The following is a 24,835-nucleotide window of genomic DNA, read 5'->3' as shown; positions in this document are numbered from 1 at the left end:
CCCGTTCCTTGCAAATTTCGCAAGGAACGGGCCGTTCATAGCACGCGGGGGTTGACGGGTCAGCGCTTCCCGTGCAGGACGGTGATCAGCTTCGCCACCAGGGCGTCGGTCTTTTCCTTGCGGGAGAACGAGGTCAGCACGATCGGCGCGGTGAAGCGCTGGCGCGCGATGGCCTTCGGCCGGGCGAACTCGCGCAATCCTTCGGGGCCGTGGATGCGCCCGAAGCCGGAGTCGCCGACGCCACCAAAGGGCAGCGAAGCGATGCCCGCGAAGGAAAGCGGCGCGTTGATCGACGTCATGCCGGTGCGCAGGCGGCCGGCCAGTTCGAGGCCGCGCGACTTCGAGAACACCGTCGAACCGAGGCCGTATTTGGTGTCGTTGGCCTTGTCGACGGCCTCGTCCATGTCGCGGACCTTGGCGATGGTGACGGTCGGACCGAACGTCTCTTCCTGGACCGCGGAGGAGTCTTCGGGCACGTCGACGAGCACCGTCGGCTGCACGTAGCGGTCGCCGACCGCGTCGACGCCGCCGACGAGCGCCTTACCGCCGCGCTCGATGGCGTCCGCGATGTGGCGCTTGATCACCGAAAGCTGCGAAGGCATCGTCACCGGGCCGTACTGCGCGGCCTCGTCCGAACCGGCCCGCACGTCCTTCGACTTCTCGACGACCTTCGCGACGAAGTCGTCGTGCACGCTCTCGTGGACGTACACGCGCTCGACGCCGATGCAGGTCTGGCCCGAGTTGGAGAACGCGCCCCAGACGGTGGCGTCGGCCGCCGCGTCGAGGTCGGCGTCCGCGTCGACCAGGACCGCGTCCTTGCCGCCCGCCTCGATGATCACCGGCGTCAGCGTCTCGGCGGCCGCGGCCATGATCTTCTTGCCCGTGGCGGTCGAGCCGGTGAAGGCGAGCTTGTCGACGTTGGCGCCGACGAGCGCCGCGCCGGTCTCACCGAAACCGGTGATCAGCTGCAGCACCGGCCACTCCGGGACGACCTCGGCGAAGGCGTCGACCAGCCACTTGCCGACACCCGGCGTGTATTCGCTGGGCTTGAAGACGACGGTGTTGCCGGCCGCGAGGGCGTAGGCGATGGAGCCGAGCGGGGTGAAGACGGGGTAGTTCCAGGGCCCGATCACGCCGACGACGCCGAGCGGCTGGTACTCGACCGTCGCCGCCTGGTTCGACATCATCAGCCCGGCGGCGCGACGCTGCTTGCCGAGGATCTTGCGAGCGTTCTTGCCCGCCCACGCGATGTGCTCGATGGCGAGGACGCTCTCCAGCTGGGCGTCGGCGAGCGGTTTGCCGGTCTCGTCGCGCACCACCTGGCACAGCTGCGGCAGCCGGCGGGTGATGACGCCCTTCCAGCGGCGCAGCCGTTCCGCGCGACCGTCGTAGCCGAGCCCCGCCCACCATTCGGCGGCGTCCCGCGCGCGGGCGACAGCGGCGCGGACGTCCTCCCTGGTGTGCACCGGGTACGTGCCGACGACCTCGTCGGTCGCCGGGCTGAGCGAATCGAAGGTCTCCCCCACGCTGTGCGCGGTCGGCTTCGGCTGGACTGCGGTCATCGACTTCTCCCGTGTCTCGGCTCAAAGCCCAGGCTACGACGTTACTGACGGCGTGCCAATAGCTCACTGACTCGCCTGGGGCGTGCCCACCAGCATTCCACAGGTGACGGGAGTGACAAGGGCGTCGCATTCAGAGGACTGGTTGCGATCGGGCGTGCGCGACCGTGCGGACCTGCATGATCCCCGCCACCACCGCGGCACCCACCCCCAGGAGCGGCGCCAGCCACACCGGCAGCACCCCGATGGCCAGCGACCCGAGACCGAATCCCGACGCCTGCACGGTGAAGGCCAGCGAGAAGCCCTCCGAGCGACGGCGTTCCGGCAGCAGTTTCTGCAGGTTGACCGACGAGACGGCCATCAACGGGCCGGTGCAGAGGCCGACCAGCGCGACCCCGGTGAGCAGCCCGGCCCAGCCGAGGCCTGTCGACACCACGATCCCGCCGATCACGAAACCGGCCAGGAACAGCCGCGGATCGCCGACCTTCCCCCGCGCCGCGTACAGCGCGCTGCCGGTGATACTGGCCGCGCACAGCACGACGATGACGACGGCCGTCGCGGAATCCGGGGCGCCGAGCCGCTGGACCAGCGGCAGCAGGCCGACCTCGATGGTCGACAGCAGCAGGCCGACGGTGAACAGCCCCATCAGCCAAGGGACGCACGCGGCGACCGGGATCGGCTGCCGCTCGGTCGTCCTTTGTGGACTGGCGGTGATCGCGCGTCGCGGCACGAGCAAGGCCGCGAGCAGGGCGACGACGGCCATCGCGACGACGGGGACGGCCGGACCGGAGGTCGCCAGGAGCGCCACGAGCAGTGGCCCGCCGACGATGACGCCTTCGAGGATCATCGCGTCGATCGAGACCGCCCGCGGCAGTTCCGCTTCGGTCACCGTCCCCGCGAGCAGCGTCCGGAAACCGCCGTTCAGTCCGCCCGCGACCAGGCCGGGCGGGATCACCAGAGCCAGGAGGACCAGATCCGGGACGCCGGCCGAAGCGACGGCGGCGAGCGCGAACAGGCCGACGGCGACCAGCGTCAGCATCACGACGAGGCCGCGGGTGGGTCCGACGCGGTCGAGCAGCCGTCCGGTGGGTACGGCGCCGACCATCTCGGCGGCGATGAAGACGGCCATCATGACGCCGCCGAGCCGGTACGAACCGGTCGTCGCGGTGGTCAGCGCGGTGAAGGCCAGCGGTGCCATCGTCGCGGGCAGCCGGTTCAGCTGAACCCCCGCCGACCAGCGCCAATACCCGGAATTACGGAGCAAGGTCATATCTCGAACACTGCCGAAAACCGACTGGCCGAGACCATTGATTAGGGAATAGCCTAATCAGATGATCGAGCTGGTCCTCACCGCCGAGAGCGCGAACCGCGTCCGCTTCGGCATCTCCCCGCTCGACGAGACGATGGGCGCGATGCAGACCCTGCTCGGGCGACGCGGGCATCCGAGCCATCTGCCCTGGCTGCGCGAGGCCGCGGCGAAGCTGCCCTCGCTTCCCATCGAGGCCTTCGCCAAGGTAATGAGCGCGCGGCACTACATCACCGACTTCCTCAGCCCGCCGCCGAGCGGCCCCGAGACCACCGCGTCCGCCCAGCTCGCCGAAATCCGCCGTACGCCACCGGAGCAGGTCGCGCGCGAACTGTCCAAAGTGGACGCCGATCTGGCCGGCTTCCCCGAAGATCCCGCCGAGGCCAGGGATCTGCTCGCCGACCAGATGGAGATCGCCTGGACCGAGCTGGTCGAACCGCATTGGCCGCGGATGCGCCGGTTCCTCGTCGCCGACATCGAAGAGCGCTCGCGACGGCTGGCCGCGGGCGGCATCGCGCTGGTGCTGGAGGACATCCACCCTCGCGTCCGGCTGGTCGACGACGTCCTCGTGATCGAGATGAAGGAGCGCAGCCGGATCCACCTCGACCGGCGTGGCTTACTGCTGATCCCGGGCGTCTTCGCGTGGCCGTCGGTCGGCGTGATCACGATGGAGCCGTGGCAACCGTCGCTGCTTTACCCGGCCCGCGGCGTCGCCGAGCTGTGGTCGGACCCCGAACGCCCGTCCGACGCGCTCGCGGGAGTGCTCGGGCGGACGAAGGCCGCGCTGCTCACCACACTGAACGAGCCCGCGAGCACCACCGAACTGGCGCGACGCCTGGGATTCTCGGCGCCGACGGTCTCCCAGCACCTGACCGCGATGCGTGCGGCCGGCCTGCTCGACACGCGGCGTCGCGGCCGCGAGGTGCGCTACCTCCGCACCGAACTTGGCGACGCCCTCTTACGGGCTTAGGCCGTGTCCTGCAAGTCCTGTTCGCGGTCTTCGCGCCCAGGCGGCCCCTGACGGCACGGGCGGATACGCCCGAGTACGACCCCCGGTACGAGGGCGATCCGCCCGCACCGCCAGGAACCACCTGGATCACGAAGCCCATCGAACAGACTTACAGGACACGGCCTAGGCTGGAAATGACCGACCGAGAAGGAGAATTCCATGCGTATTGTCCACTTTGGACATGCTTGCACACTTCTGGAGACCGAGGGCGCGCGGATCCTGATCGACCCCGGCACCTTCTCGGCGGGCTTCGAGGGTGAGCGTGAGCTGGACGCCATCCTGATCACCCACCAGCATTTCGACCACCTCGACGTCGACAGGCTGCCCGCGTTGCTGGAGGCGAACCCCGGTGCGCAGCTGATCGTCGACCCGGGTTCCGCGGACGCGGTCCGGAAACTCGGCGCCGAATTCCAGATCGCGAACCCCGGCGACGCCTTCGGCATCGGGTCCAGTGGCATCAACGTCGTCGGCGGTGAGCACGCGACGATCCACGAGGACATCCCGGTGATCCCGAACGTCGGCTACATCGTCGACCATGGCGCCTTCTACCACCCGGGCGACTCGTTCTTCGTGCCCGAGCAGAAGATCGACGTCCTCGGCCTGCCCACCGGCGCCCCGTGGCTCAAGGCGGGCGAAGCCGTCGACTACCTGCGCGCGGTCTCTCCGCGCCTGGCCGTGCCGATCCACGAAGCCGTGCTCGCGCGACCGCAGATGCACTACGGCCTGTTCGCCAACCTCGCCCCGGAAGGCACCGAGGTCAGGGTTCTCGACGTGGGTCAGCCCATCAAGTTGTGACAACTGTCCGCAGCGAGCCGTAAGTGGTCCCGAAGGCGCGGTTCTCCAACGAGACGTCGACGGCGTCGAGGAACGCCTGCCGCAGCCCCGGCCGGGCGAGGTCGGTGGCGTCGATGCCGAGCCGTACCAGCCCGCCGCGCCGCGCGGCCCTGGCCGCGGCCAGCACCAGCGCGAAGCACCGGACGGTCTCGGTCCGCTGCGAAGGCCCGCTGAACTCCTGGACCCGCGCGCGCCGGACCTGGCCGGTCACCAGGTCCCGCACCGAGACCAGGTCCGCGCACAGCGTGAACCCGTGCTCGCGCAGGGCCTGCACGGTGCCCTCCGACCCGATCCAGCGCGGCGGCGCGAAACCGTCGACGGCCATGCCGTTGGCGTCGAGCGCCGCCTTCGCCGCGATCAGCCGCAGCCGCGCCTCGTGCGCGGGAAGTGCCGCGAATTCAGCGCGTTTGCCCAGGTAGACGGCTCGGTGGGTGGGGGTGATCTGGTGGTCGTATCCGTGGAGGAGGACGGAGTCGCCGCGATCACGGCGCGTCCGTACCCACTCGGTCACCGGGCCCTCGCCGGTTCGAGCGGCGTAGAGCACGGACAACGGGACCTTGCGCCGGTCGAGTTCGGCCGCGAGGTCGGCACAGCGGTGCAACGTCCGGGTGGTCACGCCGGACAGGGAAACCAGCAAACGTGCGTCCACGTTCCCCATTGGGCCATACCGGACTTGCGTGGGACTGACGACTGAGTAAACGCCGCTGGTCAGCCGAGCGAATCAGGCGGGCCAGTCGTCGAGCGACCGGCCGGTGATGCGTTCATACGCCTCGATGTACCTCGCCCGCGTGGCGGCGACGATCTCGTCGGGCAACGGTGGCGGCTCCGGTCTCTCCAGGCGGTGCCACCCGGACGCGGGGCCGGTCAGCCAGTCCCTCAGCGGCTGCTTGTCGAACGACGGCTGCGGGCTTCCCGCCGCATAGCCGTCGGCCTGCCAATAGCGGGAGGAATCCGGGGTGAGGACCTCGTCGGCGAGCACGAGGTTCCCCGCCGGATCGACGCCGAATTCGAGTTTCGTGTCGGCGAGGAGGATGCCGCGTTCGGCGGCGAATTCCGCGCCTCGGCGGTACACCGCCAGCGTCGCCTCGCGGAGCTCTTCGGCCCGCTCGCGGCCCAGCTGCCCGACGACGTCGGCGAACGCGATGTTCTCGTCGTGCGAGCCGTGATCGGCCTTGGTCGCGGGGGTGAAGATCGGTTCGGGGAGCCGGGAGGATTCGGTCAGACCGCCGGGGAGTTCGACGCCGCAGACCGTGCCGCGCGCGCGATAATCGACGAGCCCGGTGCCGGTGAGATAGCCGCGGGCGACGGCTTCGACCGGCAGCATCGCCAGCCGCCGCACCAGAAGCGCACGGCCGCGGACCTCGGCGGGGATGCGTTCGTCGTCGTAGGAGACCAGATGGTTGGGGAGGACATCGGAGAGTTGGGAGAACCAGAACACGCTCATCGCGGTGAGCACCCGCCCCTTGTCGGGGATGGGCGTGGTGAAGATGACGTCGTAGGCGGAGATCCGGTCGGAGGTGACGAGCAGCAGATGCTCGTCATCGACGGCGTAGAGCTCACGGACCTTGCCGGCGGCGATCTTCTGGTATTCGAGCGTCGTCACGGCTGCACCCTAGCGATCAAGGATGATGGCTGATCATGCCGATCCACTGGATCTCGTTCACGACCGACTACGGGCTCAGCGACGGTTTCGTGGCCGCCTGCCACGGTGTGATCGCCCGGATCGCGCCGTCGGTCCGGCTGATCGACGTGACCCACGAAGTCCCTCCACAGCAGGTCAGGACCGGGGCCGAAGTACTCGCGCAGACGGCGCCCTTCCTGCCGGACGCGGTGCACCTCGCCGTCGTCGACCCGGGCGTCGGCACCGCGCGGCGCGGCGTCGTGGTGGTCGCCGGGCGCGGAATCCTCGTCGGCCCCGACAACGGACTTCTCCTCCCGGCGGCGGAAGCACTCGGCGGAGTGAAAGCCGCCTACGAATTGATCGCCCCGGATTACCGCCTTCCGGTGACGTCGTCGACGTTCCACGGAAGGGACGTCTTCGCTCCCGCGGCGGCACATCTCGCACTCGGGGTTCCGCCGGAGAGTTTCGGACCGTGCGTCGAAAACCTCGTGCGGCTGCCGGATCCGTTCGTCGCGGTGTTCCCGGGCAAGCTGGTGACCGAGGTGCTCACGGTCGACCATTTCGGCAACGTCCAGCTGTCGGCGAGCCCGGCCGATCTCGCGCTGGCCGGCCTGTCCGGCACGGTCTCGGTCAGCAGCGAACGCGTGCTCGTGAAGGCACTGATCGGTGACACCTTCGGCACCGTGCCGCCAGGATCGAACGTGCTCTACACCGACTCGGCGGGACGGCTCGCGGTCGCCGTGAACGGCGGCTCGGCCGCCGCCGTACTCGGGCTCGGCCCCGCTCAGGAGTGCACGATCACCTCGTCGCCGACGGCGACCTGACCCGTCCGCGTCACGGCCATCTTGATCCCGAACGAGACGCCGCCCTCGGGTTCGCGGCGGTAGTCGGCGAGCGACCGGATCGGCTCGGGGCCGGCCTTCTCGCCGGTCTCCTGGTCGACCATCGGCACCGTGCAGCGGATGCAGACCTTGGCGTAACCCAGCTCCAGACCGCCCGCGGTGAGCGAGCGGACGTCGTCCTCCCGATGCGGCTCCGGCCAGCCCGCGACGACGATGTTGGGACGGAAGCGATCCATCGGCACGGCCTCGGCCCCGCGTGACGCGATCCGCTCGTTCAGACCGTCCAAAGAGGACTCGGAGGTGAGCAGGATCGCGTGCGCGTCGGCGAAGGCTGCCGTGCCGGGGATCTCGCCGTTGGTGACGCGCTCGTGCTCCGGCGAGACCCCGACGAACACCGACGGGACGCCGAGGACGGCGGAGAACCATTCCGCGGCCTCCTCGCCCTGGTGGATGCCCTTGCCCTGCCAGGTGAACGTGGACGCCGGGTGACGCGGCCCGTCCGGGACCACCTCGACCAGGAGGTCTTCGACGCCGGGCGCGGCGAGCCTCAGACGGGCGCCGTCGTCCAGTACCTCGGCCTGGATCGCGGCCATCACCGGATGCTTCCGCTGGCTGCGGAACTCGCCCTCCGGGGACACGGCCATCCAGGCACGATCGAACCTCAGCCCCGCCGGGGTGACGTCGGCCGTGTCGACCGACGTCCCCGCACAGCCCTTGACGGGGTAATAGACCAGCCTCGCCACTCTCGCCATATCCGCAGGTTAGCGAGTCCTCCGCGTCAGAGCACCTGGGACAGGAAACGCTGCAGGCGGTCGCTCTGCGGAGCGTCGAAGATCGCCTCCGGAGCGTCATGTTCGACGATCTTCCCGGCGTCCATGAACGCGACCTCGTCCGCGACGCCACGCGCGAAGCCCATCTCGTGGGTGACCACGAGCAGCGTCAGCCCGCGCTCCGCGAGGCCGGCCATCAGGTTGAGGACGCCCTTGACCAGTTCCGGGTCGAGTGCGCTGGTCGCCTCGTCGAACAACATGACCTCGGGTTCCATCGCGAGCGCCCGCGCGATCGCGACCCGCTGCTGCTGGCCGCCCGAAAGCGCGCTCGGCCGGTACGGCGCCTTGTCGGCGAGGCCGACCTCGGCGAGGCGGGCGTGCGCGATCTCGGCCGCCTCCGCCTTGCCGAGCTTCCGCACGCTGCGCAGCGGCAACGTGATGTTGTCCAGCACGCTGCGGTGCCCGAACAGGTTGAAGTGCTGGAACACCATCCCGACCCGCTGACGCAGCACGTCCGGATCGGACGAGATCACGCTCTCGCCGCCCAGCAGCAGGTCGCCGGAATCCGGCTCCTGAAGGCGGTTCACGCAGCGCAGCAGCGTCGACTTGCCGGAACCGGACGGCCCGATGATGCAGGTCGTGCGGCCCTTCTCGACCTTGAGGTCGACGCCCTTCAGGACTTCGAGAGTGCCGAAGGAGACGTGGATGTCGCGGAGTTCGACACTCGAAGAACGTACGTCGGCGGGGGTCGTCATGACATCGGCACCTTTCCGGCGTTCAGGAGTTCCAGGTCGCCACCGTCGTCATCGGCCCGGACCTTCTTGCCGGTGCGCAGCTTCTTGTCGATGTAGTTGACCAGATGCGTCAGCGGCACGGTGATCACCAGGTAGAAGAAGCCGGCCGCGACCAGCGGCGACAGGTTCCCGGTGTTGGCCGCGAGGTCCTGCCCGATGCGGAACAGGTCGCGCTGTTCGGCGAGGAAGCCGAGGAAGTACACCAGGCTGGAGTCCTTGATCAGCGCGATGAACTGGTTCACCAGCGCGGGCAGCACGCGCCGCACGCCCTGCGGGATGACGACGAGCGCCATCGCCTTGGTGTAGCTCATACCCAGCGCGCGGCTGGCCTCCATCTGTCCTTTTTCGACACTCTGGATGCCGGCGCGGAAGATCTCGCCGATGTAGGCGGCCGCGATCAGGCTGAGCGCCAGAATCCCCAGCGGGTAGGTGTTCCGCGCCATCGACGGGAACAGGATCCCGCCGCCCTGCCCGATCACCAGGATGGTCAGGATCGCAGGCAGACCGCGGAAGATGTCGGTGTACACCCGGGCGGGCCAGCGCAGCCACACCTTGCTGGACAGGCCCATGGTGGCCAGCAGCATGCCGAGCACGGTGCCGATCAGCGCCGAGAACACCGACATGATCAGCGTGTTCAGCAGTCCGGTCCCGAGCAGATCCGGGAAGACCTCCCAGATGTAGTCCCAGTTGAGGAAGGTGGTGAGGAAGTCGTTCACTTATCGCTGCCCGGCCTTGAAGTCCGCGGGCACCGGCGCGTTCGGTTCGAACCGCTGGTGCACCTTTTCCCAGGTCCCGTCGGCGACGACCGCCTTGAGACCCGCGTTGATCTTGCCCGCGAGTTCGGTGTTGCCCTTCCTGACGGCGAAACCGTGCGGGATGGTCGTGGTGATCGCCTTGACCACCTTGAGTTTCGCGTCCGGATTCTTCGCCGCGTAGTCCTCGGCGGTCGCCTGGTCGAAGATCGCGCCGTCGATGGCACCGGTCTTCAGCGCGGCCAGCGTGGCGGCGTCCTGCGGGAACCGCACGGCCTGCGCGGTGGGCGCGTTCGAGGCCAGCCAACTGTCCGACACGGTCCCCTGGACGACGCCGATCCGTTTGCCGGACAGGGACTTCTCGTCGGTGATACCGGTGCCTTCGCGGGCTTCGATACCGAGCGACTGGTAGTTGTACGGCGCCGAGAAGTCGACGGTCTTGCGGCGTTCGTCGGTCTGCGAGATCGCCGAACTGCCGATGTCGAACTTGCCGGTGGCGACCTGGCTCAGCAGCGCCGAAAACTCCGTGGAGACGAACTCGAGTTTCAGGTTCTGGTTCGCGGCGATGGCCTTCAGCAGCTCGTTGTCGAACCCGGTGAACACGCCGTTTTCCTGATACGCGTTGGGCTTCGAGTCGCTGAGGGTGCCGACGCGCAAGGTGCCCGCGCCGGCTTCCTCGCCGCCGCCGCACGCCGCCAGCACCGCCACGAGGACGGTGGTGACAGCGGCGGCGAGTGACTTCTTCATCGTGATCCTCACGCCTTGAACTGGTCCGGAACCGGTGCCGTGGGCAGGAACCGCTCGTGCAGCTTGACCCAGGTGCCGTCGGCGATGACCTGCTTGAGGCCCTCGTTGATCTTCGTCTGCAGTTCGGTGTTGCCCTTCTTCACCGCGAAACCATGGGGAACGTCGGTGGTGAAGGACTTGACGACCTTGAGCTTCACGTCGGCGCTGTCCTTGACGTTCGTCTCGGCGATCGCCTGGTCGAGGATGTAGGCGTCGACGGCGCCGCTCTTGAGCGCGGCCAGCGCCGGGGCGTAACCGGGGAACCGCACGGCCTGCGCGTCCGGCACGGTCGAGGTGAGCCACTTGTCGCCGACCGTCGCCTGGATGACCGCGACCCGCTTGCCGGACAAGGCCTTCTCTTCGGTGATCGGCGAGCCGTCCTTGGTCTGGATGCTCATCACTTCGAAGTTGTACGGGCTGGAGAAGTCGACGTTCTTCTTGCGCTCGTCGGTCTGCGCGATGGCCGAGCTGCCGATGTCGAACTGGTTGTTCGCGACCTGGCCCAGCAGCGACGAGAAGTCGGTCGAGGCGAACTCGAGCTTCAGGTTCTGCTTGGCGGCGATGGCCTTCAGCAGCTCGTTGTCGAACCCGGTGTAGTTGCCGTTCTCGACGTAGATGTTCGGCGGCGCGTCGCTCAGCGTGCCGACGCGGAGGGTCTTGTCGGCGGCGGCGTCCCCGCCACCGCAGGCGGCGAGCACGGCGACGAGACCGGCCGCGAGCGTGGCGATCAACATTTTCTTCATGATGTTCAGACCCCCGGGTTCTGCACGGGCAGGCCGGGGCCGCCCTGCTCGAGTTCCTTCGGCAGCGGCTCGTTCTTGAAGAACTGAGCGTGCAGGCGGGCGACGGTGCCGTCCGCCACGGCCTTCGCGAGACCGTCGTTGAGCTTCTTCAGCAGATCCTTGTTGTCCTTGCGGACGGCGAACGCGGACGGCGTGTCCTTGGTCTCGACGGTGTAGCCGAACTCCAGCGGCACGTCCGGGTTCTGGTCGAGGTACTTGTGGCCGATGTCCTTCGGCACGACCCAGCCGTCGAGGCCGCCGGCCTTCAGCTGCGCGAAACCCGCGTTGTAGTCGGGGAAGCGGACGACGTTGGCGCCGGGGACCTTGCCGGTGGCGAAATCGTCCTGCACCGACGCCTGCACGACGCCGAGCCGCTTGCCACTGAAGGAGGCGACGTCCTTGAGGTTCGCGCCCTTCTTGGTGACGATCGTGGTGAAGCCGGTGGAGTAACCGTTGCTGAACGCGACGGTCTTCTTGCGGGCCTCGGTGGTGGAGATCGTGGAGCTGCCGATGTCGAACTTGTTGGTGGCGACCGACGCCAGCAGACCGGCGAACTCGGTGCCGACGAACTCGACCTCGAAACCCTCACGTTTGGCGATGTCGCGGAGGAGTTCGTTGTCGTAGCCGGTGAAGTTGCCGTTCTCCAGGTAGATCGACGGCGGCGCGTCGGTCAGGGTGCCGACGCGGAGCTTCTGGCCGCTCGCGGCGGGTTCGCCGGAGCCGCAGGCGGCGAGGGCGAGGGTGGCCGCACCCGCCGTGACGACGGCGACGAATTTCGACAGCGTGGATCTCATCGCTTCTTCCAGGGTTTCGGCGCGCAAGGCGCGATACAAGCACGCCAGGCCGCCTCATGGGCGGCCTGGCGCTCCGGGTTCAGCGATCGAGATTAGGCATTTCGCCCGATCGAGTAACTTCGTCCCACTCTGTGAACGCCCCGTGGTGGGGCTGCTCACACGTCAGAGGATCGGTGCCGGCGTGTACGCCGCGGCCTCCGGGAAACGCTTGAGGACGTCCTCGACGCGCGACGCGATCGCGGCCACCTGACGCGGTGCGACACCGGTGAACGAGATCCGGTCGGCGAGGAGTTTGTCCAGCTCACCGCGGTCGAGCGGGATGCGCTCGTCGGCGGCGAGGCGGTCGAGGAGATCGTTCTCCGCGAGCCCCTGCTCCCGCATGGCGAGTGCGACGGAGACCGCGTTCTCCTTGATGGCCTCGTGAGCGGTTTCACGCCCGACGCCCGCGCGGACCGAGGCCATGAGCACCTTCGTGGTCGCGAGGAACGGCAGATAGCGATCGAGCTCACGGGAAATGACCGCCGGGAAGGCCCCGAACTCGGCCAGAACCGTGAGGAAGGTCTCCAGCAGACCGTCGAGCGCGAAGAACGCGTCGGGCAGCGCGACCCGGCGGACGACCGAATCGGAGACGTCGCCTTCGTTCCACTGATCGCCGGCGAGCTCGCCGATCATCGACAGGTAGCCGCGCAGCACGACGGCGAGCCCGTTGACCCGCTCACACGAACGCGTGTTCATCTTGTGCGGCATGGCGGACGAGCCGACCTGGCCCGGTTTGAAGCCCTCGGTGACCAGCTCGTTGCCCGCCATCAGGCGGATCGTCTTCGCCAGGCTCGACGGCGCGGCGGCCAGCTGGACCACGGTGGACAGCACGTCGAAGTCGAGCGAACGCGGGTACACCTGGCCGACGCTGGTGAACACCCGCTCGAAGCCGAGGTGGTTCGCGACCCGCGACTCCAGTTCGTCCAAAGTGGACTCGTCGCCGAGCAGGTCGAGCATGTCCTGCGCGGTGCCGACCGGGCCCTTGATACCGCGCAGCGGGTAGCGGCCGATGAGGTCGTCGAGCCGCTCGAACGCGACCAGCATCTCGTCGGCGGCGGTGGCGAAGCGCTTGCCCAGCGTCGTGGCCTGCGCGGCGACGTTGTGCGAACGGCCGGCCATCACCGTGTCGGAGTGCTCCACCGCGATCGCGGCGAGCCGGGCCAGCACCGCGCCGACGCGGCTGCGCATCAGCTCCAGCGAGCGCCGCACCTGCAGCTGCTCGACGTTCTCGGTGAGGTCACGCGACGTCATGCCCTTGTGGACGTGCTCGTGTCCGGCGAGTGCGTTGAACTCCTCGATCCGGGCCTTCACGTCGTGACGGGTGACCCGCTCCCGCGCGGCGATCGACCCGAGGTCGACCTGCTCCAGCACGCGCTCGTAGTCGGCGACGACGCCGTCCGGGACCTCGACGCCGAGGTCGGCCTGCGCGCGGAGCACGGCGAGCCAGAGCTCGCGCTCCAGCACGACCTTGTGTTCCGGGGACCACAGTTCGACCAGCTCAGGCGAGGCGTAGCGGCCGGCGAGCACGTTGGGAATGGAGGGCTTGTCCGTCACGCGGCCAGACTAGCCCGCAGCATTTCGTCCTCTGATCGCGGTAGTCGGCGACACGAACCACCGCATTTCGTCCTCCGAACGCGGTAGTTGGCAACACGAACTACCGCGTTCAGAGGACGAAATGCGAGGGTGCCACCCCAACCCCGGGGTCAGGCGAGGGCGGTCTGCAGCATGCGGGCGGCGGCGGCGCGGGGCTCCGGGTCGACCTCGATCAGCGCGTTGACCACGGCGCCGTCGACCAAGGCGACCAGCCGCTCCAGTTCCGCGCTGTCCACCGGGGTGCCGGAGCGCGCGAAGATCTCGTGGAGCAGTTCGTACAGCTGCGCGGACAGCGTCCGCATGAGCGGCCGCAGGTAGGGGCGACGGCCGGTGGCGACCAGACGTTCGTAGCGCAGGAGGACGGCCTCGGCGTCGGCCTCGCGATCCGGGCGGACCGGGCCGAGCAGCATGTCCAGCACCAGGTCGACGGTGGCCTCGACGCCGCGGTTGCGGGTCGCCAGCTCTTCGAGCCGGTGACGTCCGGTCTCCAGTTCCATGTTCGAGTGGTGCTCCACCGCGGCCGTGATGAGCTCTTCGAGCGAGTCGAAGTAGTACGTCGTCGAGGCAAGCGGCAATCCCGCGCGTTCAGCGACCGCACGGTGCCGCACGGCGTCGAACCCGCCCTCGGCCAGCAGCGACGCGGCGGACTCGATGAGCTCGGCGCGCCGTCGCTCACCCTTCGGCGTTGTCGCTGCGGCGGTCATGACGGGCTATTTTGCCAGGCGCGTTCAGTAACGAGCCGCGAGCACACCGGCGAAGCGGTCGACGTCGGATTCCCCGAACGCGGGCCTGCCCGAGCCGTCGCCGAGGCTCACCACGACCACCAACGAGCCCTTGGCGGTGGTCCGCTGCGCACTCGAAGCCCCGGTGGGCACCGGAGGGACCGAGGAACCGGCGGGGAAGACCGCGACCGCGACCGTTCCGCCCGGCACCTGGAACCCCGCGGACCTGGCCCCCGTCGTACAGATGTCGCCGGGCGTCGCCTGGGCGACATCCACGGGGACCGGGAGCTCGCCAGCGAGGGCGGTGGCGAGCTCCCGATCCACCTGGTCGCACCCGTAGGTGCCTTCGGCCGACATCTGGCCGGTCTTCTCTGGCCCGCCGCCCCCCTGCTGAGGCGGCGGGTTCGAGAAGTTCGTGGACTCCCCGCTATCAAGAGGACGTGCGGACGCCGCGCCGGGTTGCCCCGGGGCCGCGGCCTCGTTGTCGGATTTCGCCGCCGTCGGCGATCCGAGATCGACGTCGCCGAGCACGCCGAAAATGCCCACTCCGCCCAAGACCAAAACCACCGCACTACAGGCCACCGCGATACCGTTTCGGCGTCGAGCGGTGGCGCGTTTGGAAGCGCGAACGACGTCGGCGGTGTCGAAGGTCGACGACGGCGTGTCGCCGGGGGCGTCACGGAACAACGCCTTCAGTTCATTCTCGTCCATCCCGTGCCACCTCCTCCTTCTCCATGACCTGCCTGAGGTTCGCCAGCCCGCGAGCGGTCTGGCTCTTGACGTTGCCTTCACTGCAGCCGAGCGCCTTCGCGGCCGCGCCGACGTCCAGCCCTTCGAAGAACCGGAGCACCAGCACAGCCCGCTGTTTCGGGGGCACTTCGCGCAGCGCGGCCAGAAGGTCTTCCCTGGTGACGACCTGTTCGCCGAGGTCGAAGCCGTCCTGCGGCGGTTCGGGCAGCACCTCGGTCTGCCACTCCCGCCGCCACGGCCGCCTCGACTCGTCGATGGCCGCCCTGACCAGCGTCTTCCGGACGTAGGCGTCGGTCGCCGCCCGTTCCCTGATCTTCTTCCACCTCCGGTGCAGCGCGACGAACGCCGTCTGCGCGAGGTCGTCCGCGCGATGCCAGTCACCGCAGAGCATGTAAGCGGTCCTGCGCACGGATTCGCGCTTCGCGGCGAAGTACTCCGCGAACTCTTGTTCGTCGCGCTGGTTCACGCGGTTGTTGTCTCCGCTCTTGCTTCGTCGGTGGGTAAGACGGAACCGGGGGCGTCCACGGTTGCATGAGCGGGCGCGGCGGACCAGCCGGGGAGGCGATTGATGGTGAGCGGGAGGATGTGATGTGATCTTACCGTGACCTTCAGCCCCAGCTCGGCCATCGATTTCCGCTCCGACACGGTGACCCGCCCGGACAGCGTCATGCGGCAGGCCATGGCGAACGCGGAGGTCGACGACAACGTCATCGGCACCGACCCGACGGTCGCCGCGCTCGAGCAGCGCGCCGCGAAACTCCTCGGCATGCCGTCGGCGCTGTGGACCCCGAGCGGGACCATGGCGAACCTGATCGCGTTGAGCGTCCACCTGCGGCGCGGCGACCGCTTCCTCGCGCCGCGTGGCGCACACGTGCTCACGAACGAACTCGGCTCCGCGGCCTGGCTGGCCGGCGGCATGCCGGACCCGCTGGAACACGACGCCGGACCCGGCCGCCCCACGCCCGACGCGCTCTCGGCCGCGATCGGCGCCCCCGGCGGGCCGTACTACGCGCTGCGGACCTCGCTGTTGTGCCTGGAGAACACGCATAACGCGGCCGGCGGCGCGATCACCCCGCCCGACGAACACGCCCAGCTGCTGGCGGTGGCCAAGCAGGCCGGACTCACCGTGCACCTCGACGGCGCCCGCCTCTGGCACGCGGCGGTCGCGCTGCAGGTCCCGCCGGCGGCGCTCACGGTCGGCGTCGACAGCGTCTCGGCCTGCTTCTCCAAGGGCCTCGGCGCGCCGGTCGGCTCGGTGCTCGCGGGCAGCCCGGAGTTCATCGAGAAGGCGCGGCGGATGCGGCAGATGCTCGGCGGCGGGGTCCGCCAGGGCGGCGTGCTGGCCGCGGCCTGCCTGATCGCGCTGGACCGCATCGACGAGCTCGCCGAGTCGCACGAGAACGCGGCGCGGCTCGCGGCCGGGCTGACCGAACTCTGCTGGGAGGTCAACGCACCCGAGACCAACATCGTGCTGGCCACGGTTCCCGATCTCGAAGGCCGTCTGACCTGGCTGAACGGACTCGGGATCCGCGCACTGCCGATGGCGGGCCGGGTCCGGTTCGTCCTGCACCGCGACCTCTCCGCGGCCGACATCGAAGAGACCCTTCACCGCGTCAAGACCGGGGGCCGACCATGAACTGGATCGTTTTCGACTACGGCGACGTCATCAGCGAGCACACCGACGCCAAGCCGAAACTGGCCGAGGCGTTCGGCCTCGACCTCGCCGAGTTCGAGCCGCACTACTGGGCCGAGCGGGTCCGCTACGACTCCGGCGGCTCGGACCTCGAGTACTGGCAGAGCGTGGGACGCGCCCTGAACGTCCCCGTCGACCAGGCCTTCGCCGACGAACTGACCCGGATCGACGTCGAAGGCTGGACGCACCTCGAACCGGCGGTCATGGAACTGCTGGAAGGCCTGCACGAGGCAGGCGCCGCGCTCGCGCTGCTCTCCAACGCGTCGTCGACCTTCGGCCGCTGGGTCCGCGAGCAGGAATGGGCGAACCTGTTCCGCGTGAAGCTCTTTTCCGGCGATCTCGGCTGTCTGAAGCCCGACGCGAAGATCTACCGGATCCTGCTCGGCGAACTCGGCGCCGATCCGGCCGACTGCCTGTTCTTCGACGATCGGCAGTCCAATGTGGACGGTGCGCGAGCTGTGGGGATGAAGGCGGAACGCTGGCTGGGCGTGGAAACCGCCGAATCCGCACTCGGCTGATCGGGCGGAGATCTCACCCTCGCCGCTCATCCGCTTACACGCGGTGAAGTTGATGACCTAAGGTGGAAGCGTCCCGAACCGAGTTACCCCGGTAGGTGTCCATGCCAGGTTTAGACGAGCGGCGTCCGATCGTGCCCGTCGATTTCGACCGGCCGAGCATCGCGCGGGTCTTCGATGCCCTGATGGGCGGGCACGACAATTACGAGGCCGACAGGGTGGTGCTGCGGCAGATCCTGGAGCTCGCGCCGGAGGCGCAGGTCATGGCCAAAGAGGTCCGGCACTGGCTGGTCCGCACCGTGCGCTACCTGACCGACAGGGCCGGGCTCGACCAGTTCCTCGACCTCGGCTCCGGCTTCCCGACCGTGGACAACACGCACCGGGTCGCGCAGCGGTACAACCCCGAGGCGGAGGTCGTCTACGTCGACCACGACCCGGTGGTCCAGGCACACGGCCGCGCCGTGCTCGCGGCGAACGACTTCGCGCATATGGCGGGCTACGACCTGACCGAGCCGGCCAAGGTCATCGAGGACCTTTCCCGCACCCACCGGTTGGACTTCGACCGGCCCGCCGGGCTCATCCTGTGCGCGATCATCCACCACATCCAGGACCTGGACGAGGCACGCGAGATCGTCCGCACCTACGTCGACGCGCTGGCCCCGGGCTCGTTCGTCGTGCTGCTTCACCAGCACAACCCGGCCGACGGCTCCGAAGCCGCCGACGTCGCGACGTCACTCGAGAAGCGCTTCAGCGGTACGGGACTCGACACGATGTTCCGCACACGCGAGGAGATCGAGTCGCTCTTCGACGGACTCGAACTCGTCGACCCCGGGCTGACGTACCCGCACCTGTGGTGGCCGGACGGCCCGCGCTTCACCCCGCTCTCGCCCGTGAACCTCACGTCACTCGGCGGGGTGGCGCGCAAGCCCTAGCTTTCGCTGCTCAGCGAAGCTGCTTCGGGGCTTTCTTGCCCTTGATGGCGCCGTACGCGGCCGTGCCGAGGAAGACCGCACCGCCGATGACGGCGATCCAAAAGACGGCCTTCACGAGAAAACCGAGCACGGACCCGAGCACCATGAAGGCCACCCACGCCAGGATCAGTCCTCCGACGATCTTCCAGAACATGGCTTCCTCCGATTGCCTCACCGTGGCCCATGCGGGCCCGGTGAGTCCAGGTTGTCAGGCTGAGCTCTTGATCGCCTTCGTTCTGCCTAACGTTCAGGGAGAATTCCGGGTTCCCCCTGAGAGCCGAGCCAGTCGCCGAGCCTGCGGACGCCTTCGTCGATCTCTTCACGCGCGCCCGCGAACGAGAACCGCACGAACTTGCCTCCGTCGACAGGGTCGAAGTCGATCCCGGGAGCGATCGCGACACCGGTGTCGGCGAGGAGACGCTGGCACCAGCTGAGGCTGTCAGTCGTGTACGCGGAGACGTCCGCGTAAGCGTAGAAGGCGCCTTCGGCGGGTGCGAGATTGTCGATGCCGATGGACTTGAGGCCGGTGAAGAGCGCATCGCGGTTCTCGCGGTAGCGCTCGACGTGTCCGTCGGCCTCCGCGTACGACTCCTGGGTGAACGCCGCCACGGCCGCGTGCTGGGAGACCGCGGGCGGGCAGATGGTGAAGTTGCCGGTCAGGACGTCGATCGCGCGATGCAGCCGCTGCGGCGCGAGCATCCAGCCGAGCCGCCAGCCGGTCATGGCGAAGTACTTGGAGAACGAGCCGAGGACGAGCGCTTCGTTCCCGTACTGCCACGCGCAGTCGAGCTCGCTGCCGTAGGAGATCCCGTGGTAGATCTCGTCGCTGATCAACTGCACCCCGCGTGACGCGCACCAGCCGCTGATCGCAGCGAGTTCACCCGGTGGTAGGACCGTGCCGGTCGGATTGCTCGGGCTGGCCACGATGAGTCCCTTGACCGGGCCCAGTTCGTCGAGCAGTGCGACGGTCGGCTGAAAGTTCGTCTCGGGCCCGGTGGCGAACTCGACGACCTCGCAACCGAGCACCTTCAGCAGATTGCGGTAGGCCGGGTAACCGGGACGCGCCATCGCGACGCGGTCGCCCGCCTCGAACGCGCTGAGGAACGAAAGCAGGAAACCGCCGGAAGAGCCGGTGGTCATGATGACGTCCTGCGGGCTCACGTCGACCGGATACGTGCGGTTGTAATGCGCCGCCACGGCTTCGCGCAGTTCGGGGATGCCGAGTTGCACGGTGTAGCCGAGGTTCTGGTCCTTCAGCGCGCGCTGTGCCGCTTCGAGCACCGGCCGCGGCGCGGGCGCGGACGGCTGGCCCGCGACCATCGGGATCAGATCGCCGTGGCTGCGCTGCCTTGCCTGCGCGGCCGAAAGGACGTCCATGACATGGAACGGCGGGACGTCGGACCGAGCGGCGGGACCGGGAAACGACATGGGGTGAGGCTAACTCGCCTTCGCGAGGAGAACCGCGTAGCCGTCGAGGAGGCGTTGAAGGCCGAACTCGAAGAGCGTGTCGAGGTCGTAGTCGAACGGAGCGCGGCTGACGACGCCGGCGAAGTTCGGGAAGCGCCCGTCGGAGACCAGGTCCCAGAGGATCGGTTCCTGCCGGGCCAGCCAGTCCTCGACCGAACTCGCCGTCCCCGCTTCGGTCTCGGTCTCGGCCTCGAAGTTGAGCGCGATCCCGCGGACGTGGTTGAAGATCGTGATGTGCGCGTACATGATCGTCGACGCCGGAAGGCCGTGGCCGTCGAGTGCGCGGGTGGCCCAATCGGCGTGGCGGAGCAGGTTCGGTAGCGGTTGGGGCCGAGTGACCGAGAGCGCCTGGGCGAGCCAGGGATGCCGCCGGAACAACGCCCACTGGGCCCTGGCCATCAGCTCCAGCTGCGCCCGCCAGCCTGCGGGCGGATCGGCCGGGAAGCGGATCTCACCGAGCGCGACATCCGCCATCTCGAGGATCAGCTCCTCTTTCGCGGCGACATGGCGATAAAGCGCCATCGTGGCGACCCCGAGACCGGACGCGATGCGGCGCATGGAGAGCGCACGGATGCCCTCGGCGTCCGCGATCCTGATCGCCGCCTTGACCACCCGCTCTCGTGACAGGTCGGCCTCGGTCTTCGGCGCGGCCTTCGGAGCCGCTTTCGGGCCGCGGCTCGCGACGACCGTGCCTTTGCCGGATTTGGCGACGACCAGGCCGTCCTGTTTGAGGGTGGCGAGGACCTTGGTCGCGGTCGCCATCGCGACACCCCACTCGGCGACGATCTGACGCGTCGACGGCACCTTCTCACCTTCGCGCAGCTCACCGGCCGCGATCCGGCGGCGGATCTCCGTAGCGATCCGTAGGTAGGGCGGATCGGTCATGACGCCTCCTCCTGCCCTAGTGCACTTCTGCCCTCTTCGTCCGACCGAAGCAGGTTTTCCCGGCCGATCGCACTAGTGCAGTCGAGTTTTCCAGCCTGTTTTCCTGGGGTGTTGCCGCAGCACTCATACGTTGTACGCAGTGCTTCAAAACAGCGTACACAGGGGAGTTCACATGCAGAAGGTGCTGATTTCGGGCGCGGGGATCGCCGGAACGACGCTCGCTTACTGGCTGCGTCGCCACGGCTTCGCGCCGACCGTCGTCGAGCGCGCCCCGGAACCGCGCTCCGGCGGGCACGCCGTCGACATCCGCGGCACGGCGCTCGGCGTCGTCGACCGGATGGGCCTGCTCGGGCGCGTCCGGGAACTGAGCACGGACATGCGCGGGATGTCCTTCGTGAACGGGGCCGGGAAGACCCTGGTGAAGGTCACCGAACACACGCTGACCGCTGGTCTCACCGACAGCGACGACGTCGAGATCCTGCGGGACGACCTCACGGACACACTGGCGTCCGTCGCACAGGAAGGCGTCGAGTACGTCTACGGCGACTGGATCACCGGGATCACGCAGGATGCCGACGGCACACGGGTCACCTTCGCTCGCGGCGAAGCCCGGGACTTCGACCTCGTCGTCGGCGCGGACGGCCAGCATTCAGCCGTCCGGTCACTGATTTTCGGTGCGGAGAAACAGTTTTCGCACTACCTGGACACCTACCTGGCGGTGTTCACCATTCCGAACTTCCTGGACCTGGACCACTGGCAGACTTTCCATATGACGCCCGGGAAAATGGCCGGCGTCTACAGCGCGCGAGGCAACACGGAGGCGCGAGCGATGCTCGGCTTCCAGTCGCCGGAACTCGACTTCGACCGCCATGACGTCGAGCAGCAACGGAAACTGATCGCCGATCTGTTCGCGGACCAGGGCTGGGAAGTGCCGCGACTGCTCCGGGAAATGACGTCGAGTGAGCTGTACTTCGATTCGATGACGCAGATCCGGATGGACCGCTTTACCGAAGGACGGGTCGCCCTAGTCGGCGATGCCGGCTACGGCCCGTCGCCGCTTTCGGGACAGGGAACCAGTTTGGCGCTCGTCGGAGCTTATGTGCTCGCGGGATCACTGGCTTCCACTCGCGACCATCGTTCGGCCTTTGCCTCGTACGAAAGGGAAATCCGGCCGTTCGTGCTACAGAACCAAGCGCTGGCGTCACTGAACCAGCGGAAGCAGACGAGGTTCGCGCAGTGGAGGCAGATCCAGTCCCTGCGGGCGCTGCGTTATCTGCCGTTCCGATCGCGGGTGATGAAGGCGGCCATGCGCCCGCTGACCGAGGCCTCGAACGCGTTGGCACTGAAGGATTACTCTTGAGCGGTAAGGACGGTTAGAACGCAATGCCACCTAGCTTGAGTCGATCTTTCGAGCTGGATGAGTCGCCGGCATCGAACCCGGGGTGCGACTGGGCGAACATGGCATGTCGGATCGCGCGTCCATGAAGGCCTCCTTCACTACCCTCAAGGTAGGCAAGGAGGCCTTCACCACCCAGCCGAGCACCTCCATGGTGACGATCGAGACCCACCCAAGATCAACTCAAGCTACGTGGCATTGGGTTGGAACCGTCCTTACCACTCACGACTCAGTAGCCCTGGTAGCCGCCGCCACCGGCCATCGACTTCAGACCCGGGTGCCCCTCGAACCCGCCGTACCGCGAGAACGTGTACCGCACGCCCGCGATGATGTTGTCGATCGGGTTGTAGATGTCGTCGTGCCCGGGAAGCTTGTGCGCGTTGAAGGTCGGGTCGATGCACTGCATCAGCCCCTTGGACGGAGTGCCCTTCGCCGCGTTGGAGTCCCAGTTGTTGATGGCGTTGGGGTTACCGCCGGACTCCTTCTCGATGATCGTCCAGATCTTGTTGATGTCGGCCTCGGTCACCGGGATACCGGCCGCCTGCAGGATCTTGATGGCTTCCTGGATCCACTGCTGGACGTTCCCCGGCGGCGTCGTCGACGGCGGACCGCCACTCGGCCCGAGGCCGCCGCCCCCACCACCGCCACCGCCGCCTCCTCCTCCACCGCCACCTCCGGTGTGGAGACCGCCGGTGCGCTTGGGGACGGAGCCGTCCTTACCGGGCATGGGAACCTTGGAGTAGCCGCCCTCGATGTCCTTCTTCATCAGGTCTTGGGACTGCTTGATCATGGTGTTGGCCTGGTCGAGCAGGCCCTTGACCCGGGTGTCCGCATTGCTGGTGATCGTGTTGATGTCCGTCTTGGCCTTCTGGATGATCTCGGCGGCCGAAGGACTGGGCGCCGGCTTGTGATCCTTTTCGGCCTGTGCGGCGGCTTGAACCGCCGCGTTCTTGTCCGCCTCCGCCCGGGTGTTCCGCTCGTTGACGGCTTCTTCCGCACCCTTGTAGGCGTCGGCGACCTGGGTCTTGATGTTGCCGAGATCGGTGTGGACGCGATCGAGGTCGTCGACCACCTTGCCGAGCTGGGCTTCGACGTTCTGCCCGGCCTTGGTGATGGACTTGACGTACTCGAAGAAGGCGTCCGCCGCCGGTCCGTTCCAGACGCCGCCGTTCAGCGCGTCCGTCGACCGAGTCAAGGCCGCACTGTGGTCACCGGCGTTGTCAGCGGCCTTCTTGAACTGGACCGAAGCATTGTGAATGGCGTCCAGGTTCACCTTGGCGACCTGGTCGGACTTCTTGACGAGTTCACCCCAGCCGTCCGGAGTGCCGGCGCCGACACCGTTCAAACCCACTGCTCAAGCCCCCTTGCCGTACGGCCCCCAGGCCGGCCGAATCGTCACAGCTCTCCGTGCACCTTCAGGTTGTCCACGTGCACCGCTTCGGTCTCCTCGATCAGCCCTGCCGCCTTTCGCAGCACAAAGGCCGTGGCCTCCATCAGCTGACCGGCCGAATCGAATTCGCTGTGGACGCCCTGCTTGAACTTACCGACGGCGCCATGCGCATCGCCGTGCTCGTCCACTCCGCCGAAGGGGCTTTCCTTCTCGTCATCCATGCCGGTGACGCCTTTTTTGGTCTTCTCGAACTCGTCCTTGAGCTTCTCCACCTGACCGGCGGCGATCCCCATGGAATCCGGGTCGTACACAGGCACGATTCGTCATCCCCTTCACGGAAAACTTGTGTCCGCCCGATCAGACGCGCAGCCGATCAGGACGGTTCCCGCGCATACTGTAAGACCTCGACAGCGGGCCGTGTGCGGTTCCACGCCAACTTCCACCCCGCCGATATCGGTTTCGTGAAACGGCCGAATCGGGGTGAAACTTCTTAAGTCGGACGTAACTCAGAAGTCGGCCACTTCCCGGATCCGCGTCGCCAGTAGCTGATTGTCGGCGGGCGTGATGGTCGCCCAGTCCCGCCCGTCGCGGTTCCGCGCGACCTGGAACAGGTACCGGCCGGCGTCCGTGTCGTAGAAGGCGACGACGTTGTCGGCGCGGCGCGGGCGGCCGTCGCGGCCGGCGCGTTCGATGCCGAACTGGCCGCGTGCCTCCTGGCCGAGCAGCATGCCCGCCACTTCCTGGGCTTGCCAGAGTGGGACGTCGAGGTCTTCCAGGGCGGTGACCAGTGCTTTCGCGTCGCCGCGGGCGGCGGCGTCGGCATCGCGGAGGACGTCATGGGGGATGCTGATCGACTGGCCGACGCCGGGGCCGAGGTCGCCGGCGACGGACACCGCGGCCTCGGCCAGGGAACTTTCCCGCGCGGGGATGAGCCACACCTGGCCGGAGTCGATCACGCCGAGCAGTGCCTGGTTGCCGACGCTGACCGCCTGTCCCTTGATCTCGCGGTCGGTCCACACCCAGACGTCGATCGCGAGCCGGGGGTGCGCGAACAGGTTCAGCATGTCGACCAGTTCGCTCGACGCCTGGTGTCCCCGCGCGAGACCGCGCTCGCGCAGGGATCCCCAGGCCTCTTCGATCAGGGCCGCCCGCTCCGAATGGGTGGTTCCGGGGCTCGGCACGTCGAGTGCGACATGGCGGCGGGGCAGCCGTTCGGCTTCCCAGAGCATCTCGAACTCGAGGGCGGACAGCACCAGGCTGCCGGTGTCGTTCGGCACAGGGTCAGCGCGCTTCCCGGTTGCCGTGGTCACCGATGACGTCGGGCGAAACCATGCGTTCGTCGGTGAACAGGTCCTTGTCGTCGACGCCGTAGCGGCGGATGTGCTCCGCGTCCTCTTCGACGTCTTGGGTGGCCGCGCGCTCCATGAACTTGGACTCGGGCTTCGGCTGCTTCGCGCCGATCTTCTCCGAGCGGCGCATGGCCTCTTCCTCGGGGAGCTCGCCGATCGGCAGCTGACGGGTCGGCTTGACGCCGCCGCCCTCCTGGCGGGGACGGCGGTCGCGTT

General features: G+C 68.1%; 27 protein-coding genes and 1 pseudogene. 7 read left to right on the top strand and 21 right to left on the bottom strand.

What is annotated here, in order from left to right:
• Nucleotides 1-59: 59 nt before the first annotated feature.
• Both H5J31_RS22610 and H5J31_RS22605 read right to left on the bottom strand, forming a co-directional pair.
• Nucleotides 60-1,562, bottom strand: coding sequence for an aldehyde dehydrogenase family protein (locus H5J31_RS22610; protein ID WP_181774636.1), 1,503 nt, complete (start codon nt 1,560-1,562; stop codon nt 60-62).
• Nucleotides 1,563-1,692: 130 nt separating this feature from the next.
• Nucleotides 1,693-2,829 (bottom strand): MFS transporter, encoded by a 1,137-nt coding sequence (locus tag H5J31_RS22605; protein ID WP_181774635.1) that lies wholly within the window; start codon nt 2,827-2,829, stop codon nt 1,693-1,695.
• Nucleotides 2,830-2,890: 61 nt separating this feature from the next.
• Between H5J31_RS22605 and H5J31_RS22600 the strand changes: the two genes are divergently transcribed.
• The gene (locus tag H5J31_RS22600; protein WP_181774634.1) at nt 2,891-3,835 is read left to right on the top strand and encodes an ArsR/SmtB family transcription factor; all 945 of its coding nucleotides are present in this window, start codon (nt 2,891-2,893) and stop codon (nt 3,833-3,835) included.
• 198 nt (nt 3,836-4,033) lie between these two features.
• Complete coding sequence (locus H5J31_RS22595; RefSeq protein WP_181774633.1) at nt 4,034-4,669, top strand: MBL fold metallo-hydrolase; 636 nt, start codon at nt 4,034-4,036, stop codon at nt 4,667-4,669.
• Here H5J31_RS22595 and H5J31_RS22590 read toward each other — a convergent pair.
• Nucleotides 4,659-5,366, bottom strand: coding sequence for a DUF2334 domain-containing protein (locus H5J31_RS22590; RefSeq protein WP_181774632.1), 708 nt, complete (start codon nt 5,364-5,366; stop codon nt 4,659-4,661). The two genes, H5J31_RS22595 and H5J31_RS22590, sit on opposite strands and share 11 nt — an antisense overlap.
• Nucleotides 5,367-5,429: 63 nt before the next feature.
• The gene (locus H5J31_RS22585) at nt 5,430-6,311 is read right to left on the bottom strand and encodes a phosphoribosylaminoimidazolesuccinocarboxamide synthase (RefSeq protein ID WP_181774631.1); all 882 of its coding nucleotides are present in this window, start codon (nt 6,309-6,311) and stop codon (nt 5,430-5,432) included.
• A gap of 35 nt (nt 6,312-6,346) precedes the next feature.
• On the opposite strand from H5J31_RS22585, the gene H5J31_RS22580 reads away from it, so the two are divergent.
• A complete protein-coding gene (locus H5J31_RS22580) occupies nt 6,347-7,153 on the top strand; it encodes an SAM hydrolase/SAM-dependent halogenase family protein (protein WP_181774630.1) in 807 nt (268 codons plus the stop codon).
• On the opposite strand, the gene H5J31_RS22575 is transcribed toward H5J31_RS22580, so the two are convergent.
• The 10 genes from H5J31_RS22575 to H5J31_RS22530 all read right to left on the bottom strand — a co-directional run bounded on the left by H5J31_RS22575 (nt 7,114) and on the right by H5J31_RS22530 (nt 15,419).
• Nucleotides 7,114-7,923: an MOSC domain-containing protein gene (locus tag H5J31_RS22575; protein ID WP_181774629.1), complete on the bottom strand. Its 810-nt coding sequence runs from the start codon at nt 7,921-7,923 to the stop codon at nt 7,114-7,116. The genes H5J31_RS22580 and H5J31_RS22575 overlap by 40 nt on opposite strands.
• 26 nt (nt 7,924-7,949) lie before the next feature.
• A complete protein-coding gene (locus H5J31_RS22570) occupies nt 7,950-8,696 on the bottom strand; it encodes an amino acid ABC transporter ATP-binding protein (protein ID WP_181774628.1) in 747 nt (248 codons plus the stop codon).
• A complete protein-coding gene (locus H5J31_RS22565) occupies nt 8,693-9,451 on the bottom strand; it encodes an amino acid ABC transporter permease (protein WP_181774627.1) in 759 nt (252 codons plus the stop codon). The genes H5J31_RS22570 and H5J31_RS22565 overlap by 4 nt, the downstream gene beginning before the upstream one ends.
• Complete coding sequence (locus H5J31_RS22560) at nt 9,452-10,234, bottom strand: ABC transporter substrate-binding protein (RefSeq protein WP_181774626.1); 783 nt, start codon at nt 10,232-10,234, stop codon at nt 9,452-9,454. It lies immediately after the preceding gene.
• Between the two features lie 8 nt (nt 10,235-10,242).
• A complete protein-coding gene (locus H5J31_RS22555) occupies nt 10,243-11,016 on the bottom strand; it encodes an ABC transporter substrate-binding protein (RefSeq protein WP_181774625.1) in 774 nt (257 codons plus the stop codon).
• Between the two features lie 5 nt (nt 11,017-11,021).
• Nucleotides 11,022-11,849, bottom strand: a complete 828-nt coding sequence (locus tag H5J31_RS22550) for a substrate-binding periplasmic protein (protein ID WP_181774624.1) — start codon at nt 11,847-11,849, stop codon at nt 11,022-11,024.
• A 162-nt stretch (nt 11,850-12,011) separates the two neighbouring features.
• Nucleotides 12,012-13,442 carry an adenylosuccinate lyase gene (purB, locus tag H5J31_RS22545; RefSeq protein ID WP_181774623.1) on the bottom strand — a complete coding sequence of 477 codons (1,431 nt, stop codon included), beginning with the start codon at nt 13,440-13,442 and terminating at the stop codon, nt 12,012-12,014.
• A 149-nt stretch (nt 13,443-13,591) separates the two neighbouring features.
• Nucleotides 13,592-14,185: a TetR/AcrR family transcriptional regulator gene (locus tag H5J31_RS22540; RefSeq protein WP_181774622.1), complete on the bottom strand. Its 594-nt coding sequence runs from the start codon at nt 14,183-14,185 to the stop codon at nt 13,592-13,594.
• Between the two features lie 24 nt (nt 14,186-14,209).
• The gene (locus H5J31_RS22535; RefSeq protein WP_181774621.1) at nt 14,210-14,914 is read right to left on the bottom strand and encodes a hypothetical protein; all 705 of its coding nucleotides are present in this window, start codon (nt 14,912-14,914) and stop codon (nt 14,210-14,212) included.
• Nucleotides 14,901-15,419, bottom strand: a complete 519-nt coding sequence (locus H5J31_RS22530) for a SigE family RNA polymerase sigma factor (RefSeq protein ID WP_181774620.1) — start codon at nt 15,417-15,419, stop codon at nt 14,901-14,903. Before H5J31_RS22530 ends, H5J31_RS22535 begins: the two co-directional genes overlap by 14 nt.
• A 135-nt stretch (nt 15,420-15,554) precedes the next feature.
• Here H5J31_RS22530 and H5J31_RS22525 point away from each other — a divergent pair, with 135 nt between their 5' ends.
• The 3 genes from H5J31_RS22525 (at nt 15,555) to H5J31_RS22515 (ending at nt 18,093) form a co-directional block, all read left to right on the top strand.
• The gene (locus H5J31_RS22525; protein ID WP_181774619.1) at nt 15,555-16,589 is read left to right on the top strand and encodes a threonine aldolase family protein; all 1,035 of its coding nucleotides are present in this window, start codon (nt 15,555-15,557) and stop codon (nt 16,587-16,589) included.
• Nucleotides 16,586-17,164, top strand: a complete 579-nt coding sequence (locus tag H5J31_RS22520; RefSeq protein WP_181774618.1) for an HAD family hydrolase — start codon at nt 16,586-16,588, stop codon at nt 17,162-17,164. Before H5J31_RS22525 ends, H5J31_RS22520 begins: the two co-directional genes overlap by 4 nt.
• Nucleotides 17,165-17,265: 101 nt before the next feature.
• A complete protein-coding gene (locus tag H5J31_RS22515; RefSeq protein WP_181774617.1) occupies nt 17,266-18,093 on the top strand; it encodes an SAM-dependent methyltransferase in 828 nt (275 codons plus the stop codon).
• A 10-nt stretch (nt 18,094-18,103) separates the two neighbouring features.
• On the opposite strand, the gene H5J31_RS22510 is transcribed toward H5J31_RS22515, so the two are convergent.
• The 3 genes from H5J31_RS22510 to H5J31_RS22500 all read right to left on the bottom strand — a co-directional run bounded on the left by H5J31_RS22510 (nt 18,104) and on the right by H5J31_RS22500 (nt 20,484).
• Complete coding sequence (locus H5J31_RS22510) at nt 18,104-18,286, bottom strand: hypothetical protein (RefSeq protein ID WP_181774616.1); 183 nt, start codon at nt 18,284-18,286, stop codon at nt 18,104-18,106.
• An 86-nt stretch (nt 18,287-18,372) separates the two neighbouring features.
• Nucleotides 18,373-19,560 carry a pyridoxal phosphate-dependent aminotransferase gene (locus tag H5J31_RS22505; protein WP_181774615.1) on the bottom strand — a complete coding sequence of 396 codons (1,188 nt, stop codon included), beginning with the start codon at nt 19,558-19,560 and terminating at the stop codon, nt 18,373-18,375.
• Between the two features lie 9 nt (nt 19,561-19,569).
• Nucleotides 19,570-20,484, bottom strand: coding sequence for a TetR/AcrR family transcriptional regulator C-terminal domain-containing protein (locus H5J31_RS22500; RefSeq protein ID WP_181774614.1), 915 nt, complete (start codon nt 20,482-20,484; stop codon nt 19,570-19,572).
• Nucleotides 20,485-20,656: 172 nt separating this feature from the next.
• Here H5J31_RS22500 and H5J31_RS22495 point away from each other — a divergent pair, with 172 nt between their 5' ends.
• Nucleotides 20,657-21,844 carry an FAD-dependent monooxygenase gene (locus H5J31_RS22495; RefSeq protein WP_181774613.1) on the top strand — a complete coding sequence of 396 codons (1,188 nt, stop codon included), beginning with the start codon at nt 20,657-20,659 and terminating at the stop codon, nt 21,842-21,844.
• A 265-nt stretch (nt 21,845-22,109) separates the two neighbouring features.
• Here H5J31_RS22495 and H5J31_RS22490 read toward each other — a convergent pair whose 3' ends face one another.
• The 4 genes and pseudogenes from H5J31_RS22490 to H5J31_RS22475 form a co-directional block, all read right to left on the bottom strand.
• Nucleotides 22,110-23,231 (bottom strand): transglycosylase SLT domain-containing protein, encoded by a 1,122-nt coding sequence (locus H5J31_RS22490; protein WP_181774612.1) that lies wholly within the window; start codon nt 23,229-23,231, stop codon nt 22,110-22,112.
• 44 nt (nt 23,232-23,275) lie between these two features.
• Nucleotides 23,276-23,587 (bottom strand): hypothetical protein, encoded by a 312-nt coding sequence (locus tag H5J31_RS22485; protein WP_181774611.1) that lies wholly within the window; start codon nt 23,585-23,587, stop codon nt 23,276-23,278.
• A gap of 189 nt (nt 23,588-23,776) precedes the next feature.
• A complete protein-coding gene (locus H5J31_RS22480; protein ID WP_181774610.1) occupies nt 23,777-24,547 on the bottom strand; it encodes an ESX secretion-associated protein EspG in 771 nt (256 codons plus the stop codon).
• A gap of 4 nt (nt 24,548-24,551) precedes the next feature.
• Nucleotides 24,552-24,835, bottom strand: a pseudogene (locus H5J31_RS22475) (hypothetical protein); the annotation flags it as partial.

This window comes from Amycolatopsis pittospori (assembly GCF_013870525.1).
Taxonomy (GTDB): Bacteria; Actinomycetota; Actinomycetes; order Mycobacteriales; family Pseudonocardiaceae; genus Amycolatopsis; species Amycolatopsis pittospori.
The sequence above is the reverse complement of the archived record's forward strand: the minus strand, read 5'-3'. Positions and strand labels throughout refer to the sequence as shown.

Excerpts from the sequence above, each read along its gene's own strand:
- H5J31_RS22540 (WP_181774622.1), bottom strand. The coding sequence starts at position 14,185 with ATGACCGCCGCAGCGACAACGCCGAAGGGTGAGCGACGGCGCGCCGAG.
- H5J31_RS22580 (WP_181774630.1), top strand. The coding sequence starts at position 6,347 with ATGCCGATCCACTGGATCTCGTTCACGACCGACTACGGGCTCAGCGAC.
- H5J31_RS22590 (WP_181774632.1), bottom strand. The coding sequence starts at position 5,366 with ATGGGGAACGTGGACGCACGTTTGCTGGTTTCCCTGTCCGGCGTGACC.
- H5J31_RS22555 (WP_181774625.1), bottom strand. The coding sequence starts at position 11,016 with ATGAAGAAAATGTTGATCGCCACGCTCGCGGCCGGTCTCGTCGCCGTG.
- H5J31_RS22510 (WP_181774616.1), bottom strand. The coding sequence starts at position 18,286 with ATGTTCTGGAAGATCGTCGGAGGACTGATCCTGGCGTGGGTGGCCTTC.
- H5J31_RS22600 (WP_181774634.1), top strand. The coding sequence starts at position 2,891 with ATGATCGAGCTGGTCCTCACCGCCGAGAGCGCGAACCGCGTCCGCTTC.
- H5J31_RS22520 (WP_181774618.1), top strand. The coding sequence starts at position 16,586 with ATGAACTGGATCGTTTTCGACTACGGCGACGTCATCAGCGAGCACACC.
- H5J31_RS22575 (WP_181774629.1), bottom strand. The coding sequence starts at position 7,923 with ATGGCGAGAGTGGCGAGGCTGGTCTATTACCCCGTCAAGGGCTGTGCG.
- H5J31_RS22495 (WP_181774613.1), top strand. The coding sequence starts at position 20,657 with ATGCAGAAGGTGCTGATTTCGGGCGCGGGGATCGCCGGAACGACGCTC.
- H5J31_RS22605 (WP_181774635.1), bottom strand. The coding sequence starts at position 2,829 with ATGACCTTGCTCCGTAATTCCGGGTATTGGCGCTGGTCGGCGGGGGTT.
- H5J31_RS22550 (WP_181774624.1), bottom strand. The coding sequence starts at position 11,849 with ATGAGATCCACGCTGTCGAAATTCGTCGCCGTCGTCACGGCGGGTGCG.
- H5J31_RS22515 (WP_181774617.1), top strand. The coding sequence starts at position 17,266 with ATGCCAGGTTTAGACGAGCGGCGTCCGATCGTGCCCGTCGATTTCGAC.
- H5J31_RS22500 (WP_181774614.1), bottom strand. The coding sequence starts at position 20,484 with ATGACCGATCCGCCCTACCTACGGATCGCTACGGAGATCCGCCGCCGG.
- H5J31_RS22570 (WP_181774628.1), bottom strand. The coding sequence starts at position 8,696 with ATGACGACCCCCGCCGACGTACGTTCTTCGAGTGTCGAACTCCGCGAC.
- H5J31_RS22595 (WP_181774633.1), top strand. The coding sequence starts at position 4,034 with ATGCGTATTGTCCACTTTGGACATGCTTGCACACTTCTGGAGACCGAG.
- H5J31_RS22505 (WP_181774615.1), bottom strand. The coding sequence starts at position 19,560 with ATGTCGTTTCCCGGTCCCGCCGCTCGGTCCGACGTCCCGCCGTTCCAT.
- H5J31_RS22560 (WP_181774626.1), bottom strand. The coding sequence starts at position 10,234 with ATGAAGAAGTCACTCGCCGCCGCTGTCACCACCGTCCTCGTGGCGGTG.
- H5J31_RS22535 (WP_181774621.1), bottom strand. The coding sequence starts at position 14,914 with ATGGACGAGAATGAACTGAAGGCGTTGTTCCGTGACGCCCCCGGCGAC.
- H5J31_RS22610 (WP_181774636.1), bottom strand. The coding sequence starts at position 1,562 with ATGACCGCAGTCCAGCCGAAGCCGACCGCGCACAGCGTGGGGGAGACC.